The following is an 18,258-nucleotide window of genomic DNA, read 5'->3' on the forward strand; positions in this document are numbered from 1 at the left end:
CACTATCAGGCGCGCTTGGCGCGACGTTCAGCAATAAATGCTACCAGGAAAAATGCGCCAATCAGGTCAAAGAAGCCCATGGCAATGAAGAGCGGGTTGAAGCCGATTTTGTCGGCGGTGACACCAATTAACAGAGAGAACAAGAAGCTTGCGATCCACGCCGCCGAGCCGCGCATGCCGTTGACGGTGGCCATCTGGCCTTTGTCGAACGACTCCACCACCAGGGCGCTTAACATGCAGGAGATAATCTGGTGGCCGAAACCGCCAATCGAAATCAGCACGATGGTGACGTACGGGTCGCGAGTGATCGCCACGGCGGCCAGGGAGATCATCAGGAAGGCACCGGTGACGGAGCTGGCAACGACCGAGTTCACGCGAGTGCAGCCGAACCAGCGGGTATACAGGCGGGTGAGGTAGCCACTGGCCACGCTGCCCAGATCGGCGGCCAGGAACGGCAGCCAGGCGAACATCGCAATCTGTTTCAGATCCATACCGTGCTCTTTCGCCAGATACAGCGGTACCCAGAAGCTCAGCACGGCCCAGGCCGGTTCCGCCATAAACGCCGGAATGGCGATGCCGTAAAAATGTTTGTTTTTGGAGACGGTTTTCAGCGCCGTCAGGAACGGCATCTTCACGGCAGGCGGTTCGTTATCCTGCTTGATAAACGCCAGCTCGTCCTTGCCCAGATTCGGGTGCTGTTCCGGGTTATGGTAGAACGCCCACCACAGAATCACCCACAGCAGCGCCAGTACGCCGGTAAACATAAACGCACCCTGCCAGCCAAAAGAGGCATGGGCGAAGTAGATGATAGGCGGAGCCAGCATCGCACCGATGGAGAAGCCAACGCCAGCCCAACCGGCGGCCACCGGACGCTCTGATTTCGGGAACCATTCGCCGATGGTCTTGGCGTTCGCCGGTGTGGCGGCCGCTTCGGACGCGCCCATAAAGAAGCGCAGCACTGCCAGATGCAGCCAGCTGCTGGCACCAGCGTGGAAAATACACATCAGCGCCCAAATCCCGGCGCACACCATAAAGCCAATCTTCAGGCCAATCACGTCGATCAGCCAGCCGCACAGAGGCTGGAAGAGGGTATAGGCAATCTGGAAAGCACCTACGATCCACGAGTACTGCTCGGTGGTGATCCCCATGCTCTCTTTCAGCTCCGGCGCGAGGATGCCTAACGAGTTACGGGTAATGTAGTTAACGGTGACGCCCAGTAAAAACAGCACCAGCACGTACCAGCGCAGATTCTTGATGACGCGGCGGGCTTTGCTTGCCACGACAGGGGTATTGATGTCCTGACTCATTTTTCTCTCCACAAGACGGACGGTAGGGGGATGAACGTATCGGGTGTCACACCGGTTTTATGCCTTTGATCGTTATCAGTTTTATGACTTCAAGTTGCTATACAACTAGTATGGAAGTGGTGTGACAAGTTCACCTTAAGGGAGAAAATGAGCGGGAAATAGCGGATTTTGTGCAAGCTTTCTCATAACTGCGCAGCTTATTTTGGCATGATGCCTTTTAAGCCTGCTGTTACCGCAATCTCACGCTATGAAAATTTTTTCATTTGGCAAATGGAGCGAGATCACAAAATGGATAAAAGACTCAAAATCGCGGAAATTGCCGCCCGTACCCAGCTCTCTATTAGCACCGTTTCCCGCGTGCTGGCGGGGAAGTCCAATACCAGCGAAAAAGCACGCACTAAAGTGCTGGCCTGCGCGCGGGAGCTGGGGGTGATGGACGGCATGGCGGCCGGGCGACTGCTGCTTAACAGTCTGGTGGTCTTTGCTCCGCAGCGCGCGTTTGACGAGCGGTCCGACATCTTTTACTACCGCGTGATCCAGAGCGTGAGCAAAGGGCTGGCATCACATGAAGTCAGGCTCCGCTACTGCGCGCTGGAGGAGAACGACAGCGACGCGCAGCTTTTCCTGGCGCGTATGAATGAAGCGGATACCCAGGCGGCGATCTTGCTCGGTATCGACGATCCGCATATTCACGATCTGGCCGTCGATATCGGCAAGCCTTGCATGCTGATTAACTGTCGCGATCAGCGGATGCGGTTGCCCGCCGTGGCTCCCGATCATCGCGCCATTGGCGAGCGCGCAGCGGAGTATCTGTTCGAGATGGGGCACCGGGAAGTGATGAACGTCCTGTGCCTGCGGCGCTACACCATGGAGCTGCGCCTGGCAGGGATCCGCGACGGATGGCGGGGGCATAATATGAAATTCAATGACAAACGCGATCTGCTGGTGGTCCCCAGTTTCAGTGCCAAAGAGACCGAGCAGCAGGTGAGCGAGTGGCTAAGTCAGATGCCGGAAAAAGCGCTGCCCACCGCTTTTTTGGTCGGCGGAGATTTTATGGCGGAGGGCACCATTCGCGCGCTGCAGAAGCACGGCCTGCGCGTCCCACAGGATGTGTCGGTAATGAGTATTGACGGTTTTAATCTGGCCGCGATTCAGGATGTGCCCTTAACGGCGGTGCATGTCCCGCGCGACGAGCTGGGAACCGAAGCGGTGCATATGCTCCAGCAGAGGCTCATGCGCCCGGATGCGCCGGTTGGAACCTTATTACTGAACGGCACGCTGGCGGTGCGGGAGTCGGTACGGCGGATACGTCAGGGGAAAAGACGCACCGCCGTGGAGCGGGAAGGGCTGTACGACGCTTAGGCCATGCCGAGGGCGCGTTTACCGTGGATGTTAAGATCGTCCAGGGTAAAGCGGTCCTGCCAGTTTTTTTCGTAATCTTCGCGCGGGAAATCGCCCGGAGAAGCGCCGGTTTCCAGTGCCGCTTTCACCTTCTTCGCATAGGCGAGGTTTTTCTCGCACATCGGCGCGGCAGGAATGTACATCACGTTCCCCCAGCCCTGCTGATTATCTACCGGTGCGACCGAGTGGATCACATCGCAGTGCCACCACACGGAATCCCCCGCATCCAGTGCCGGAATGCTGGTTAACGCGTCGATGAGCAACGGATGCCACTTCTCGGAAATCGGCAGAACGCGACCCGGCGCGACGCCGCAGAGTTCGTCTTCTGGCACATCATCCAGCAGAGGACGCAGCAGAATGTAGGCCATGGCTTCCGGGATCGGCACCACGTGCAGCAGACCCTGATTCGGGATCATATCCGACAGGGCAGTCCAGCCCTGGAACGTACGGAACACCGAGCATTTGGTGGTGTTATCCACGGTGTACTCTTCCACTTCGGTACGGTGCGCCGCATTCCACGGATCGTACTGATCGACATTGCCGTCAAACACGCGGGCAAACACCTGCTGATAGGCCGGCAGCAGCCAGCGTTCCAGCGCGCCGGAATCCGTATGCGCTCCCAGCCCTTTAGAGGTGGTTCCCGGTGGGCGACGGCGAATACGATCCGGGTAGATCACGCTGACGTCCGGGTTAAACCACTGTTTGCCGTTGTTCTCAAAAGTCCATAAACGGTTCAGGAACGACTGTACCTGCGCCATCTCTTCACTCTGACGCGCCTGCATCTGTGCCTGCGACCAGTAGATCGGGAAAATTTCCGGACGTGACGCGGTTAAGGTGCCGAAGAAGTTATCACCCGGCCCTTTGTACACGTCGTCAAACTGATTGAGATCGAGATAGTCGAGCATCGCGTTATCCCACGCCAGCGCCTGCTCGCGCGGGAAGTGACCTTTGATCACCGCACAGCCGCGGCGTTTTACCGCTTCACGCTGGGCCGTGGTAATCGTTCCGTTCTTTACGTCCTCGAACGGAATCACAGGCCAGACGGTTTCACCGTTATTCTTCATGGCGTTAATTTCCGCCACGCGTGTCGCAATCTTATCGCTGAGCCGGTCAAAAACGGCCTGAACGTCGCCGATCTGGGCACGCAATTCACGTTTTAACTGGCGAATGGCGGCTTTGTGGTCCGCAGGCAAAATTTCACTGGAGAAGGTCATAACTGCCTCGCTATCTTTCATTCGAAAGTAAAAGTATCTACAAGTGATACTTTAAGTTAAAAATAAGTTAATGCAAGTTTAAAAACTTGACGGGCAGCACAGGATGAAAAAAGAGTGAGGTGCCGGAGCGTTGCCCCGGCAGGGGAGGAATCAGAGGTTAAAACGGAGCGGTTTTGTCGAGTACGGCCTGAATAACGTTCAGCGCGCCCTGGTGGTTATTGTCATCGGTGCTGAAGGTGCTGATCGTTTTGATGCTTTCCGCCGCGTTGCCCATGGCGAACGAGTATTTCACCAGCTTCAGCATTTCCGCGTCGTTGCCGCTGTCGCCAATGGCCACACACTCCTGCGGAGAGACCGACCAGCGTTTCAGCAGGCGGCTAATCCCATTCGCTTTATGCAGGCCGGGAATGATCAAATCAACGAAGCCAAAACCGCTGGTGACTGGTTTCATGATGCCATCTAACGAGACGTGCAGTTTGTCGATAAGACCTGGGATGTCGCTGTCCGGCAGGTTCAGGGAGAACTTGAACAGCACGTCGTCGATCTCATGATAATCGCTGATGCGCTGTAAGCGGTGGTAGTGTTTTGACATCAGCGCGACAAACTCGTCCGGCGCGTGTTGGCTGACGTAGGCGCTCTTCAGCCCACAGGCGACGAAGTTAAGCTGTTTGTCTTTCAGTAATTCGCCAATCACGATTTGCGATTCGTGACGCGTCAGTTCGCCGTGGAAAATCTGCTCGCCATGATCGAAGACCAGCGCGCCGTTTTCCGCCACGAAGGAGATCTGTTCTTTCAGTTCCGGAAAGAAGGAGATGAGCTGGTAATACTGGTTTCCGCTGGCGACCACGAACTCGATGTCACGGGCCTGAAGCTGCTGAAATTGCGCCATAAAGCGGTCACGATCGTACTGCTTGGCATCATCAAGGAAAGTTCCGTCCATATCGGTGACGATAACTTTTACGGTCATACATTGCTCTCCAGAATATTACTGCGACCAGCAACATTCTAATAACAATGTGACCCGAACCACAAATTTATTTCGAATGAAAGTAAACGCAAAACAGCAACCCTTGGGTTGCTGTTGTTGGTGTGCTCAGCCTCTCCCGCGTGGGAGAGGGGTTGCGGGTGAAATTACAGCGTATGCTCGGTACGCGCAATAATGTCGTCCTGCGCATCCGGGGACAGGGCGGTGAAGAAGGCGGAATAGCCCGCGACGCGCACCACCAGGTCACGGTACTGGTCAGGGTGTTTCTTCGCTTCTAGCAGCGTTTCACGTGACACGATGTTGTATTGAATATGCCAGCCCTTATGCACCTCGAAGAAGGTCCGCAGCAGAATCATCAGCTTCTGACGGTCCGAATCGTTCTCCAGCGTCGCCGGGTTCAGCTTCTGGTTCAGCAGCACGCCGCCCAGAATCGCCTCTGTTGGCAGCTTGCCAACGGAACCGATCACCGCCGTCGGCCCGAGGTGGTCGGTACCGGATGCCGGGCTGGCCCCTTCCGCCAGCGGAGTATGCGCCTTACGGCCATCCGGCGTTGCCATGGTTGCGGTGCCAAACGGCACGTTCGCGGAGATGGACGACGTACCGGCATAGTAATTCCCGCCAATCGGACCACGGCCGTAGCGCGGGTTGTGATACTGCTTCAGCTCTTCAATATACGTCTCATACGCACGGGCCAGCAGCAGATCCACGCTGTCATCGTCGTTACCGTATTTCGGCGCGCCGTTGATCAAACGCTGGCGGAGCTGCTCATGCGTCAGCCCTTCGTAGTCCTCCGCCAGCGCTTTCGCCAGCTGTTGCTGACCAATCGCTCCCTGCTCGAACACCAGTTTCTTCACGGCGGCGAGGCTGTTGCCGAGGTTGGCGATGCCCACCTGCAAACCTGATACCCAGTCATATTTCGCGCCACCTTGCTTGATGCTTTTCGCGCGTTCGATGCAGTCGTCTACCAGCGCCGAGCAGAGAATATCGTGCACGTTCTCTTCCAGCATGGTGTCGACCACGTACTCAATTTCAATCGATTTGCGGGTGTAGTAGCGGATCTGGTGATCCCAGGCGGCCATCACCTCGTCGAAGTTGTCGAAATTGCCCGCAGACAGCGCTTTCTCCTGCGGCAGGAACACCTTGCCGCTGGTGGCGTCGCGGCCACCTTCCATCGCCGCCAGCATCACGCGCGCGAAGTTGATAAAACTCATGCCGGTACAGCGATAGCCCCACTTGCCGCCGACGGCGGTTTCGATGCAGCCGATTGCCGCGTAATCGTAGGCGTCCTCTTTTTCCACGCCGAGTTTAATGAACTCGGAGATGACGATTTCGTCGTTGTTAAACGCGGGCATCCCGAAGCCACAGCGGATCACCTGCACGCAGGCGTCGAGGAAATCGTTGCTCATGCCCGCGTGATAACGCACGCTCAGGTTTGGCTGGGTGGAGCGCAGGCGTCCGCAGGATTCCAGAATCGCGTAGGAGAGGGGGTTCACCGCGTCCATCGGCTCACCGTTCACCAGTTTCTGACCGCCAATGGTGACGTTCTGATACAGCGGGCTACCCGCCGAGGCTTTAGAGTGCGAGCCGGAACGGATTTTGTTCACTTCCAGCAGCTTCAGCCAGCAGCTGTGCAGCAGCTCAATCGCATGTTCGCGGTCGAGAGACTGATTCAGCTCCACGTCGCGGCGGTAGTACGGATAGAGATACTGGTCCATACGCGCGAAGGAGACCGAGTGGCCGTTGGACTCAATTTGCAGGATCAGCTGGATGAAATAGCACAGCTGTAGCGCCTGCCAGAAGGTTTTTGGCGGCTGGTGGGCAATGACATCGCAGTTTTCCGCCATTGCCAGCAGCTCGTCGCGGCGGCTTTCGCGGATCTCATTTTTCGCCATCTCACGCGCCAGATCGGCAAAACGCTGGATGTGCAGCGTGACGGCTTCCAGTACGATATCAATCGCTTTCAGGAACTGATCGCCGTGCAAATCCTCCAGCACGGTCAGGTTGATGCGGGTACGGCGCTCCGCGACTTTCGCGCGCATGCCGTCGAGACCTTTCTCCAGCAGCAGCGGGAAGTTCACCGCCAGGTGCGCATCGCCGGAGGTCATGTTGCCTTCGGCTTTGATGATGCCGGTTTCCAGCAGCCCTTTTTGCTCGTCGGTAAACATACCGTAGCAGCGATCCTGTACCGTCTGGCCGCGCCACCATGGGCAGACGTCATGCAGCACGCGCTTGTTCTCTTCGCTCACCGCAAAGCCAGCGCCCGGACGGTCGGCCAGATCGTCGATCTCTTTTTCAATCCACGAAACGGTGTATTCCGGGAAGATTGGCGCGGCGCGCACTTCGCTTGCCTGGTTGCCGATAATCAGCTCGTCGTGTTTGATCCAGATGGTGCGTTTTGCCAGATGATGCGCCAGCGCCAGCGCGCGACGCACCGGGATCGGTTTGTCCATGTGCTGCTGGTACATTTCGGTGTAATGCTGCGCGCGCTCGGTACAGACCGGCGGTTTCACGATATGCACCAGAGCGGTTTTGTGCGCCTTAATGCGGTCTGTCAGGGTGTTCAGATTCAGCTGTGTCATATCTTTATCCTCGTAGGGTCGCAGTTAACCCATTCTGGGCCGCATACTGTTGGGCAAACTCCAGTAACTCAGGGTTATCGAGCGGTTTGTCAGGGGCAGAGTAGGGTTGGCCGAGCAGGGTGTATTTGTTCATGCCAAGGGTGTGGTACGGCAAAAAGTGGATATCGCGGACGTTCAGTTTGTCGGCGGCAAAACGGGTGATGGCTTTAATCGACGCTTCATCGGCGTTAAAGCCCTGAATCAGCGGGACGCGAATGGTCAGCTGTTTTCCGGCAGCAGCCAGGCGTTTTAAGTTCTCCAGCACCCGTTTTGCCGAGCCGTCAGTCCACTGTTTAAACACCTCGCTATCGACATGCTTAAGGTCGGCGAGGAACAGATCGACATAGGGTAACGACGGTTCGATATAGTGCCATGGCACATGCAGACAGGTTTCGACCGCCGTGTGTATGCCCTGATCGTGGCTGGCTTTAAACAGAGAATGGGCCAGCTCCGGGCTCATAAAGGGTTCGCCGCCGGAGAGGGTGATACCGCCGCCGCTGCGATCGTAAAAGGGTTTATCGCGCAGGACGGTTGCCATAATATCGGCCACCTGTTTCTCTTCCCCACAGACCGTTAGCGCCTGGGTCGGGCAGCAGTCGGTGAGGGCGTCGAGATGGTCGTCATTGAGTTTTTCGCGATGGATGATCACTCCGTTCAGCGCACGGTCGATAATCCCTGGCGCAGCCTGCTGACACAGGTCGCAGCCTTCGAGGCACAGGCGGGCATCAAACAGCACATCCCGCGTGCGGGAGCGGCTCTCCGGGTTCTGACACCAGCGACAGCCGAGGGAGCAGCCTTTCAGGAACACCACGGTACGAATACCTGGGCCGTCGTGGGTGGAGTAACGCTGAATATTGAAGATCATATTTTCGCCTCTTGTTGCGTATGAAGATTAAATAACTTTCGAATGAAAGTTATTTTGATGTGCGTCAACTCTGAGGAAGGTTTTTACGTGGTAGTGTTACGGCAGGTTAATTTTGAGGGTGACATCATGGAATTTTATCTCGACACATCTGACGTAGCCGCAGTCAAAAAACTGGCACGCGTTTTCCCGTTAGCCGGTGTAACGACCAACCCGGGCATCGTCGCAGCAGGTAAAAAGCCGCTGGAGGTGCTCCTGCCGGAGCTGCATGACGCGCTCGGCGGAAAAGGGCGTCTGTTTGCCCAAGTGATGGCGACGACCGCAGAGGGCATGGTGGCAGACGCACGTAAACTGCGCGCCATCATTAACGATCTGGTGGTGAAAGTGCCGGTCACGGCAGAAGGGCTGGCGGCGATCAAAATGCTGAAAGCGGAAGGGATCCCAACGCTTGGGACGGCGGTGTATGGCGCGGCGCAAGGGATGCTGTCGGCATTAGCAGGCGCGGATTATGTCGCACCCTATGTAAATCGCCTTGATGCTCAGGGCGGCGACGGAATTCAGACCGTGGTGGAACTCCAGCAGCTGCTGACGCTGCACGCGCCGCACGCTAAAGTGCTGGCCGCCAGCTTCAAAACGCCGCGTCAGGCGCTGGACTGCCTGCTGGCCGGGTGTGAATCTATCACCCTGCCGCTGGACGTGGCGCAGCAGTTTATTAGCTCTCCGGCAGTGGATGCGGCGGTAGTGAAGTTTGAGCAGGACTGGCAGACCGCGTTTGGGCGCACGTCGATTTGACCCAATAAACCGGGTGCTGGCGTCGCCTCACCCGGTAAGCGTTACCCCCCGCATACCTCGCAGCCAGGATTACGCATCAATTTCATCTCACGAAACTGACAGGTCATCGCGTCGTACATCAGGATTTTTCCGGCGGCAGGTGTGCCGTAATGGGTCAGCACTTTAATCGCTTCCATCGCCTGCAATGAACCGATCACCCCCACCAGCGGCGCCATGACGCCTGCTTCCACGCAGGTGAGGGCGTTCTCGCCAAACAGTCGGCTCAAGCAGCGATAGCACGGCTCGCCATCCGCATAGGTAAAGACGCTGATCTGCCCTTCCATGCGGATCGCCGCCCCGGAGATCAGCGGTGTTTTATGGGTAAAACAACCCGCGTTGAGTTGATTGCGCACCGCCACGTTGTCGGTGCAATCGAGCACAATATCGTGCTGCGCGATGTGGGCGGACAGCGCGGCATCGTCCAGCATCGCATCAATGAGGGTAAAGTGAACATTCGGGTTGATCCGCGCCAGGGCATCGCGCGCCGAGATCACTTTCGGCTCGCCAACGGTCGCATCGCTGTGCAGTGTCTGACGCTGTAAGTTCGACACCGATACCGTATCGAAATCCAGCAGCGTCATCCTGCCAACGCCCGCTGCCGCCAGATACTGCGCGGCGGCACAGCCCAGCCCGCCAAGGCCAACGACCAGCACGTTCGCCGCCTTTAGTGCTTCCTGCCCGTCAAAATCAAACCCGCGCAGGACAATCTGACGGTTATAACGCAGCATCTCCTGATCGTTCAGCTCCACCGCCATTTTAGCCTCCGAACAGATGGTTAAAGGCTTCGACCTCAACCCATTCACCGGCTTCGACGTTGCCGCGCTCACGCTCCAGCACGATGAAGCAGTTACCCAGGCTGAATGAGCTAAAGATATGCGAGCCCTGATGCCCGGTGGTGCTCACTTCCAGCTCGCCGTCGGCGTTACGCGTCAGAATACCGCGCTGGAAATCCAGACGTCCCGGGGATTTTTTCAGTCGCGTCGCCGCTCGCACGCGCTGGCGAGGAGGAAGGCCTGAGGCGTTATCGCCGGAGAGTTTCGCCAGCAGCGGCTGCACCAGCTGATAAAAGGTCAGTGCCGCCGAAACCGGATTGCCAGGCAGACCGCAGAACCAGCTGTTAGCCAGCGTGCCAAAGGCAAACGGCTTGCCCGGTTTGATCGCCAGTTTCCAGAAGCTGATTTCACCCAGCTCATCGAGAATGGTTTTGGTGTAATCCGCTTCGCCGACGGAGACGCCGCCGGAGCTTATCACCACGTCGGCTCTGTTATCCGCTTCGATAAAGGCCGCGCGCAGTTTTTCCGGATCGTCTGGAATGATACCGAGGTTGATCACCTCGCAGCCCAGCTGTTCCAGCATCAGATGCACGGCCAGACGGTTGGTGTCGTAGATTTGGCCCGCCTGCAATGGCTGGCCCGGCAGCTGCAGCTCGTCGCCCGTCGAGAAAAGCGCGACGCGCACTTTGCGCACCACGTCGATCTCCGCAATGCCGAGAGAGGCCAGCACCGGCAGCTCTGCGACTGTCAGTTTGGTTCCGGCCGCGAACACCGTTGCGCCCTGGGCGATATCTTCCCCGGCGCGGCGGATGTTCTGATTCGCTTTAACGCTGGCGGTAAAACGCACGCCCGCGTCGGTCTGTTCGGTCTCTTCCTGCATCACCACCGCGTCGCACCCGTCAGGCACTGGCGCACCGGTCATGATGCGAATGCAGGTCCCCTGCGGCCACTCACCCGCGAACGGCTGACCGGCGAAGGCTTTTCCGGCGACCGGTAAGGCATTTCCCGCCTGAATATCCGCAAGGCGCACCGCGTAACCGTCCATCGCCGAGTTATCAAACCCCGGCACATTGAGCGGAGAGACAACGTCGCGCGCCAGCACTCGCCCAAAGCCGCGCAGCAAAGGCAGCGTTTCGTGCTCTTTCAACGGGGTGACGGGGGCGAGCATCTGCGTGAGTGCCGTTTCAAGCGGCATCAGTCCGGCGGTAAAATCCATGGTTTACTCCTGCGGGATAACAGCGAAAGCGGGCATTATGACAGAAAAGTGCCCCTAACTGTATGACACAGAGGGTGTAGTCTTTACATCACCCTTGCGTCTTTCTATATTCAAAATTCGTCTGAAGATCTGACAACGATAATGATATTTATAGAAAAAGCGGCGCCTCTGTGCTGATGGGTGATGGAAATGGTTAATGCGGTGATCGCAATTCATGGCGGCGCAGGGGCAATTACCCGTGCGAAGCTGAGTCCGGAGCAGGAAAAACGCTACGTTGACGCGCTTTCTGCCATTGTTGAAACGGGCCAGCGGATGCTGGAGGCGGGCGAGAGCGCGCTTGATGTCGTCACCGAGGCGGTACGTTTGCTGGAAGAGTGCCCGCTGTTTAACGCGGGCATTGGGTCGGTATTTACTCGCGACGAAACCCATGAACTGGACGCCTGCGTGATGGACGGCAATAGCCTGAAAGCCGGTGCGGTGGCGGGTGTCAGCCATCTGCGTAACCCGATTCTGGCAGCGCGTCTGGTGATGGAGCAAAGCCCGCACGTCCTGATGACGGGAGCTGGCGCGGAGCAGTTTGCCGCAGAAAACGGCATGGAACGGGTGCCTGCTGAGACCTTCTCGACGCCCGAGCGTTATCAGCAATTACTGGACGCCCGCAGCGCCGGGATCACCCAGCTCGATCACGCGGCACCGCTCGATGAGAGCACCAAAATGGGTACCGTTGGAGCGGTGGCGCTGGACAAAGCGGGCAATCTCGCGGCGGCCACCTCTACCGGCGGAATGACCAACAAACTACCGGGCCGGGTCGGGGACAGCCCTCTGCCGGGCGCGGGATGTTACGCCAATAACGCCAATGTGGCCGTGTCCTGCACCGGTACGGGCGAAGTGTTTATCCGCACGCTCGCGGCGTATGACATTGCCGCCTTGATGGATTACGGAAACTTAAGTCTGGCCGAGGCCTGCGAGCGCGTGGTGATGGAAAAACTCCCGGCGCTCGGCGGCAGCGGCGGGCTGATTGCTGTGGATCGTGAGGGCAACGTCGCGTTGCCGTTTAACAGTGAAGGGATGTATCGCGCCTGGGGTTATGCGGGCGATGCACCCTCGACGGGAATTTATCGTGAATAAGGGGAGCCTGCGTGCCGCACAGTAACGATCTGGATAGCCGGGAAGTTCTGGCCGTCCACAACCTGAACATCGCGTTTCAGGAAGAGCGGCGGCCTGTCCCGGCGGTAAAACAGCTTTCGTTCTCTCTCAAGCGAGGCGAAACGCTGGCGATTGTCGGTGAATCCGGTTCCGGTAAATCCGTCACGGCCCTGTCGCTGATGCGTTTGCTGGAGCAGGCCGGCGGGATGATCAACTGTGACAGCCTGCTTTTGCGCCGTCGCAACCAGCAGGTCATCGATCTCACCGAGCTGAGCCAGTCGCAAATGCAGAGCGTGCGCGGCGCGGACATGGCGATGATTTTCCAGGAGCCGATGACCTCGCTCAATCCGGTGTTTCCGGTGGGCGAGCAGATTGCCGAATCTATTCGCCTGCACCAGGGATTATCCCGCGAGCAGGCGCTGGCAGAAGCCAAACGCATGCTGGATCTGGTGCGTATTCCGGAAGCGCAAACCATTCTCGGGCGCTACCCGCATCAGCTCTCCGGCGGCATGCGCCAGCGGGTGATGATCGCCATGGCGCTGTCGTGCCGTCCGGCGGTGCTGATCGCCGATGAACCAACCACCGCGCTGGATGTGACCATTCAGGCGCAGATCCTGCAGCTCATCAAAGTGCTGCAACAGGAGATGGAGATGGGGGTGATTTTTATCACCCACGATATGGGCGTGGTGGCGGATATCGCCGATCGGGTGCTGGTGATGTACCAGGGCGAGGCCGTTGAAACGGGCAGCGTGGAGCAGATCTTCCACGCGCCGGAACACCCTTACACCAAAGCGCTGCTGGCGGCGGTTCCGCGTCTCGGGGCGATGAACGGCAGCGATTTGCCACGTCGTTTCCCGCTGCTTTCGCCGGGCGTGGCGCAAAGCGAAGAGACCGAACAAGACACGGTGGTACCGGGCGAGCCGATTCTGCAGGTGCGCGATCTGGTGACCCGTTTCCCACTGCGCGGCGGGCTGCTTAACCGCGTAAAGCGCGAAGTGCACGCGGTGGAAAACGTCAGTTTCGACCTGTGGCCGGGCGAAACCCTGGCGCTGGTGGGCGAATCGGGCTGCGGGAAATCCACCACCGGACGGGCGCTGCTGCGTCTGGTCGACTCCCAGGAGGGCAGCATTACCTTTAACGGTGAGCGCATCGACACGTTGCCTGCCAGCAAGCTACAGCACCTGCGCCGGGATATTCAGTTTATCTTCCAGGACCCCTATGCCTCCCTCGATCCGCGCCAGACGGTCGGTTACTCGATCATGGAGCCGTTGCGGGTGCATGGCCTGCTGAAAGGCGAAGAGGGGCAGCGGCGCGTCGCCTGGCTTCTGGAACGCGTGGGGTTGAAGCCGGAACATGCCTGGCGTTACCCACACGAGTTTTCCGGCGGACAGCGTCAGCGCATCTGCATTGCCCGCGCGCTGGCGTTGAATCCGAAGGTGGTGATTGCCGACGAATCCGTCTCGGCGCTGGATGTCTCCATCCGCGCACAAATCATCAACTTACTGCTCGATCTCCAGCGCGAGCTGGGCATCGCCTTTTTGTTTATCTCACACGATATGGCGGTGGTAGAGCGCATCAGCCATCGCGTGGCGGTGATGTACATGGGACAAATCGTGGAGATTGGCCCGCGTCGCGCGGTGTTTGAAAACCCGCAGCACCCGTACACCCGCAAACTGATGGCCGCCGTTCCGGTGGCCGACCCGGCGCACCGGCACGGCCACCGCGTGCTGTTGCAGGATGAGATGCCGGGCAATATTCGTAAACGCGGCGAGGCGACGGAGCGTGTGGTTCTGCGCGAAGTGGGCCCCGGACATTTCGTGGCACCGCCGCATCAACACAACGCCTTTTCACGCTTATAGCTTTTGACAGACAGGGAACAACAGGAGAATACAATGACAAAATTTGTTGCTCGTTCATGGCTGTTAGCCGCGAGCGTGACGGCCGCACTGGCGGCAACGCCTGCATTTGCGGCCAAAGATGTGGTGGTCGCCGTGGCGTCCAACTTCACCACGCTGGACCCGTATGACGCCAACGATACGCTGTCGCAGGCGGTGGCGAAGTCGTTCTATCAGGGGCTGTTTGGCCTTGATAAAGAGATGAAGCTAAAGAACGTGCTGGCCGAAAGCTATACCGTCTCCGATGACGGGCTGGTCTACACCATCAAACTGCGCAGCGGCGTGAAGTTCCAGGATGGGACTGATTTCAACGCTGAAGCCGTGAAGGTGAACCTCGATCGCGCCAGCAATAAAGAAAACAGTCTCAAGCGCTATAACCTCTACAAAAACATCGCCAGCACCGAGGCCGTCGATCCGACGACGGTGAAAATCACCCTCAAAGAGCCGTTCTCGGCGTTTATCAATATCCTGGCGCACCCGGCGACGGCGATGATCTCCCCGGAAGCGCTGAAAAAATACGGCAAAGAGATTGGTTTCCACCCGGTCGGCACCGGGCCGTACGAGCTGGTGACCTGGAATCAGACCGATTTCGTGAAGGTGAAGAAATTCGCCGGGTACTGGCAGAAGGGCCTGCCGAAGCTGGACTCTATCACCTGGCGTCCGGTTGTCGACAACAACACCCGTGCGGCGATGCTGCAAACCGGCGAAGCGCAGTTTGCTTTCCCGATCCCTTACGAGCAGGCGGCAATCCTTGAGAAAAACAGCAAGCTGGAGCTGGTGGCCAGCCCGTCGATCATGCAGCGCTACATCAGCATGAACGTGACGCAAAAGCCGTTTGATAATCCAAAAGTGCGCGAGGCGATCAACTACGCCATTAACCGTCAGGCGCTGGTGAAAGTGGCTTTTGCGGGCTATGCGACCCCGGCGACGGGCATTGTGCCGCCGTCGATTGCCTACGCCCAGAGCTACAAACCCTGGCCATACGATCCGGCGAAAGCGCGCGAGCTGCTGAAAGAGGCCGGTTTCCCGAACGGCTTTAGCACCACGCTGTGGTCATCTCATAATCACAGCACCGCGCAGAAAGTGCTGCAGTTCACCCAGCAGCAGCTGGCGCAGGTGGGCATCAAAGCGCAGCTGACAGCGATGGACGCGGGCCAGCGTGCGGCGGAAGTGGAAGGCAAAGGGCAGAAAGAGAGCGGTGTGCGCATGTTCTACACCGGCTGGACGGCATCAACGGGTGAAGCAGACTGGGCGCTTTCGCCGCTGTTTGCCTCGCAAAACTGGCCGCCGACGCAGTTTAACACCGCGTTCTACAGCAATCCGCAGGTGGATAAAGATCTGACGGATGCCCTGAAAACCACCAAAACCGACGAGAAAGCGCGTCTGTACAAGGATGCTCAGGATATTCTGTGGAAAGAGTCGCCGTGGGTGCCGCTGGTGGTGGAAAAACTGGTTTCCGCCCACAACAAGGCGCTGACCGGGTTCTACATCATGCCGGATACGGGCTTCAGTTTTGAAGACGCGGATTTGAAATAACAGAACTCATTCCCGCAGGCGATAGTCTGCGGGATGAGAGGGAAAGGCATGCTGAATTACGTTTTTAAACGCCTGCTGGGGCTGATCCCAACGCTGCTGATTGTGGCGGTGCTGGTGTTTCTGTTCGTCCATATGCTGCCCGGCGATCCGGCGCGACTCATCGCCGGGCCGGAGGCGGATGCGACGGTGATCGACATGGTGCGCCAGCAGCTGGGTCTTGATCGGCCGCTGTATGTGCAGTTCTGGCACTACATCACCAACGTGTTGCAGGGCGATTTCGGCATCTCGATGGTGTCGCGACGTCCGGTTTCTGAGGAGATTGCCAGCCGCTTTATGCCGACGTTCTGGCTCACTCTTGCCAGTATGATCTGGGCGATGATTTTTGGTCTTGCCGCGGGGATTATTGCCGCCGTCTGGCGCAACCGCTGGCCGGATAAGCTCGGCATGGCACTGGCCGTCACCGGGATCTCTTTCCCGGCGTTTGCGCTGGGGATGCTGCTGATGCAGATCTTCTCTGTCGAACTGGGCTGGCTGCCGACGGTGGGGGCGGATACGTGGAAGCACTACATTCTGCCGTCGCTCACTTTAGGCGCAGCGGTGGCCGCCGTGATGGCGCGATTTACGCGCGCCTCGTTCGTCGATGTGCTGAGTGAAGACTATATGCGCACCGCGCGCGCCAAAGGTGTGAGCGAAAAGTGGGTGATCCTCAAGCATGGCCTGCGCAATTCGATGATTCCGGTTGTCACGATGATGGGCCTGCAGTTTGGCTTCCTGCTTGGCGGTTCGATTGTGGTGGAGAAGGTCTTTAACTGGCCGGGGCTGGGTCGTTTGCTGGTCGATTCCGTCGACATGCGCGACTATCCGGTGATTCAGGCAGAGGTGCTGCTATTTTCACTGGAATTTATTCTTATCAACTTAGTGGTGGATGTGCTCTACGCCGCCATTAACCCGGCTATCAGGTACAAGTAACATGCGATTGTTTAACTGGCGTCGTCAGGCCATTTTAAAGGCTATGCCGGGGTTAAAACCGGACCATATCCGCACGCCGTGGCTGGAGTTCTGGCGGCGATTTCGTCGTCAGCCGGTGGCAATGACCGCCGGACTGTTTGTGCTGCTGCTGATCGTAGTGGCGATACTGGCACCCTGGATCACGCCGTTCGATGCCGAAAACTACTTCGATTACGATCGACTGAACGATGGCCCGTCAATGATGCACTGGTTTGGCGTGGACTCTCTCGGGCGCGATATCTTTAGCCGCGTGCTGGTCGGCGCACAAATCTCACTCGCGGCGGGCGTTTTCGCGGTGCTGATTGGCGCTGCCATCGGTACGGTGCTGGGCCTGCTGGCGGGGTTCTACGAAGGCTGGTGGGACCGCATCATCATGCGTATCTGCGATGTGCTTTTTGCCTTTCCCGGCATTTTGCTGGCGATCGCCGTCGTCGCAATAATGGGCAGCGGGATGGCTAACGTGATCATCGCCGTGGCGGTCTTTTCCATTCCGGCGTTTGCCCGTCTGGTGCGCGGAAATACGCTGGTGCTGAAGCAACAGACGTTTATCGAGTCGGCGCGCAGTATTGGCGCCAGCGATGCAACCATCCTGTTTAACCACATCCTGCCCGGCACGGTCTCGTCCATTGTGGTCTATTTCACCATGCGTATCGGCGTGTCGATTATCTCAGCGGCGAGCCTCTCATTCCTGGGATTAGGCGCACAGCCGCCGACGCCGGAGTGGGGCGCGATGCTCAATGAAGCGCGGGCTGACATGGTGATTGCGCCTCACGTGGCGATATTCCCAAGCCTCGCGATCTTCTTTACCGTACTGGCCTTTAACCTGTTAGGTGACGGCCTGCGCGACGCGCTGGACCCGAAGATTAAAGGGTAGGGCTGGGGGCTGGACGTTGTAACATTGTAAAGAATGTTAATCAGTTACGATTTATTGACCTGACGCATTAATCTGGTCAAAAAATGAGCTTATTCTGATCGTGCACAATGGCTGACAAGGGAGGAAATAGCATGTCCGTTGACAGACTGAAACGCGATCTACTGAACAAGCTGATCAATGCCCGGATTGACCTTGCGGCATACCTGCAGTTAAGGATGGCAAAAGGGTATATGTCAGTCAGCGAAAGCGACCATCTGCGTGATAATTGTTTTGAACTGTGTGACTACATGCGTGAAAAAGCGCCGATCCTGCGGGATTATTACGACGCTGATGAACAGCTTGTCCTGCAACGCGCGGCTGACGCGTTGTCAAAAGCTGCCGTATGCCTGATGACCGGACACCATGATTGTCCAACGTTTGTCGCCGTCAGCGCGGAGAAACTGGAACACTCCCTGACGACACTGACTCTCTGCATTATGTGCCTGAAAGAGCACGCCGCGCTCCATCAGCACTAAACTCCGGGGGAGGCGACTCCCCCTTCTGATTAAGCTTTTGTAAAAGTGCTCACGCGCCCGGTCGGCCTGGCTACTCT

Annotated in this window: 15 protein-coding genes; 8 read left to right on the forward strand and 7 right to left on the reverse strand. The window is 57.8% G+C overall.

Features of this window, described 5'->3' with window-relative positions:
- Positions 1 to 5: 5 nt before the first annotated feature.
- Complete coding sequence (locus ETG88_RS00090) at positions 6 to 1,307, reverse strand: MFS transporter (protein ID WP_129034294.1); 1,302 nt, start codon at positions 1,305 to 1,307, stop codon at positions 6 to 8.
- Between the two features lie 288 nt (positions 1,308 to 1,595).
- On the opposite strand from ETG88_RS00090, the gene ETG88_RS00095 reads away from it, so the two are divergent.
- On the forward strand, positions 1,596 to 2,669 hold the full coding sequence (locus ETG88_RS00095) for a LacI family DNA-binding transcriptional regulator (protein WP_129034295.1): 1,074 nt from the start codon (positions 1,596 to 1,598) through the stop codon (positions 2,667 to 2,669).
- Here ETG88_RS00095 and ETG88_RS00100 read toward each other — a convergent pair.
- The 4 genes from ETG88_RS00100 to ETG88_RS00115 form a co-directional block, all read right to left on the reverse strand.
- Positions 2,666 to 3,922, reverse strand: coding sequence for a DUF1479 domain-containing protein (locus ETG88_RS00100; protein ID WP_129034296.1), 1,257 nt, complete (start codon positions 3,920 to 3,922; stop codon positions 2,666 to 2,668). The two genes, ETG88_RS00095 and ETG88_RS00100, sit on opposite strands and share 4 nt — an antisense overlap.
- 157 nt (positions 3,923 to 4,079) lie before the next feature.
- A complete protein-coding gene (locus ETG88_RS00105; protein WP_129034297.1) occupies positions 4,080 to 4,889 on the reverse strand; it encodes a Cof-type HAD-IIB family hydrolase in 810 nt (269 codons plus the stop codon).
- 164 nt (positions 4,890 to 5,053) lie between these two features.
- Positions 5,054 to 7,486 carry a formate C-acetyltransferase/glycerol dehydratase family glycyl radical enzyme gene (locus tag ETG88_RS00110; protein ID WP_129034298.1) on the reverse strand — a complete coding sequence of 811 codons (2,433 nt, stop codon included), beginning with the start codon at positions 7,484 to 7,486 and terminating at the stop codon, positions 5,054 to 5,056.
- A gap of 4 nt (positions 7,487 to 7,490) precedes the next feature.
- A complete protein-coding gene (locus tag ETG88_RS00115) occupies positions 7,491 to 8,390 on the reverse strand; it encodes a glycyl-radical enzyme activating protein (RefSeq protein WP_129034299.1) in 900 nt (299 codons plus the stop codon).
- Between the two features lie 126 nt (positions 8,391 to 8,516).
- Here ETG88_RS00115 and fsa point away from each other — a divergent pair, with 126 nt between their 5' ends.
- Positions 8,517 to 9,179, forward strand: a complete 663-nt coding sequence (fsa, locus tag ETG88_RS00120; RefSeq protein ID WP_129034300.1) for a fructose-6-phosphate aldolase — start codon at positions 8,517 to 8,519, stop codon at positions 9,177 to 9,179.
- Between the two features lie 41 nt (positions 9,180 to 9,220).
- Here the strand turns inward: fsa and moeB are convergent, their stop codons facing one another.
- Both moeB and moeA read right to left on the reverse strand, forming a co-directional pair.
- The gene (moeB, locus tag ETG88_RS00125; RefSeq protein WP_129034301.1) at positions 9,221 to 9,973 is read right to left on the reverse strand and encodes a molybdopterin-synthase adenylyltransferase MoeB; all 753 of its coding nucleotides are present in this window, start codon (positions 9,971 to 9,973) and stop codon (positions 9,221 to 9,223) included.
- A gap of 1 nt (position 9,974) precedes the next feature.
- Entirely contained in the window at positions 9,975 to 11,207 is a 1,233-nt protein-coding gene (moeA, locus tag ETG88_RS00130) for a molybdopterin molybdotransferase MoeA (protein ID WP_129034302.1), read from the reverse strand.
- A 189-nt stretch (positions 11,208 to 11,396) separates the two neighbouring features.
- Between moeA and iaaA the strand changes: the two genes are divergently transcribed.
- The 6 genes from iaaA (at position 11,397) to bssR (ending at position 18,181) form a co-directional block, all read left to right on the forward strand.
- Positions 11,397 to 12,335 (forward strand): beta-aspartyl-peptidase, encoded by a 939-nt coding sequence (iaaA, locus tag ETG88_RS00135; protein WP_107704295.1) that lies wholly within the window; start codon positions 11,397 to 11,399, stop codon positions 12,333 to 12,335.
- Between the two features lie 11 nt (positions 12,336 to 12,346).
- Positions 12,347 to 14,212, forward strand: coding sequence for a glutathione ABC transporter ATP-binding protein GsiA (gene gsiA, locus ETG88_RS00140; RefSeq protein WP_102105177.1), 1,866 nt, complete (start codon positions 12,347 to 12,349; stop codon positions 14,210 to 14,212).
- A 33-nt stretch (positions 14,213 to 14,245) separates the two neighbouring features.
- Entirely contained in the window at positions 14,246 to 15,784 is a 1,539-nt protein-coding gene (gene gsiB, locus ETG88_RS00145) for a glutathione ABC transporter substrate-binding protein GsiB (protein ID WP_107703965.1), read from the forward strand.
- Between the two features lie 48 nt (positions 15,785 to 15,832).
- A complete protein-coding gene (gene gsiC, locus ETG88_RS00150) occupies positions 15,833 to 16,753 on the forward strand; it encodes a glutathione ABC transporter permease GsiC (protein ID WP_100777066.1) in 921 nt (306 codons plus the stop codon).
- A 1-nt stretch (position 16,754) separates the two neighbouring features.
- Positions 16,755 to 17,666 carry a glutathione ABC transporter permease GsiD gene (gene gsiD / locus ETG88_RS00155; protein ID WP_095281372.1) on the forward strand — a complete coding sequence of 304 codons (912 nt, stop codon included), beginning with the start codon at positions 16,755 to 16,757 and terminating at the stop codon, positions 17,664 to 17,666.
- Between the two features lie 131 nt (positions 17,667 to 17,797).
- Positions 17,798 to 18,181 carry a biofilm formation regulator BssR gene (bssR, locus tag ETG88_RS00160; RefSeq protein ID WP_100777065.1) on the forward strand — a complete coding sequence of 128 codons (384 nt, stop codon included), beginning with the start codon at positions 17,798 to 17,800 and terminating at the stop codon, positions 18,179 to 18,181.
- The last annotated feature ends 77 nt before the right edge of the window (positions 18,182 to 18,258 follow it).

The sequence above is a fragment of the Lelliottia nimipressuralis genome (genome assembly GCF_004115925.1).
GTDB lineage: Bacteria > Pseudomonadota > Gammaproteobacteria > Enterobacterales > Enterobacteriaceae > Enterobacter > Enterobacter nimipressuralis.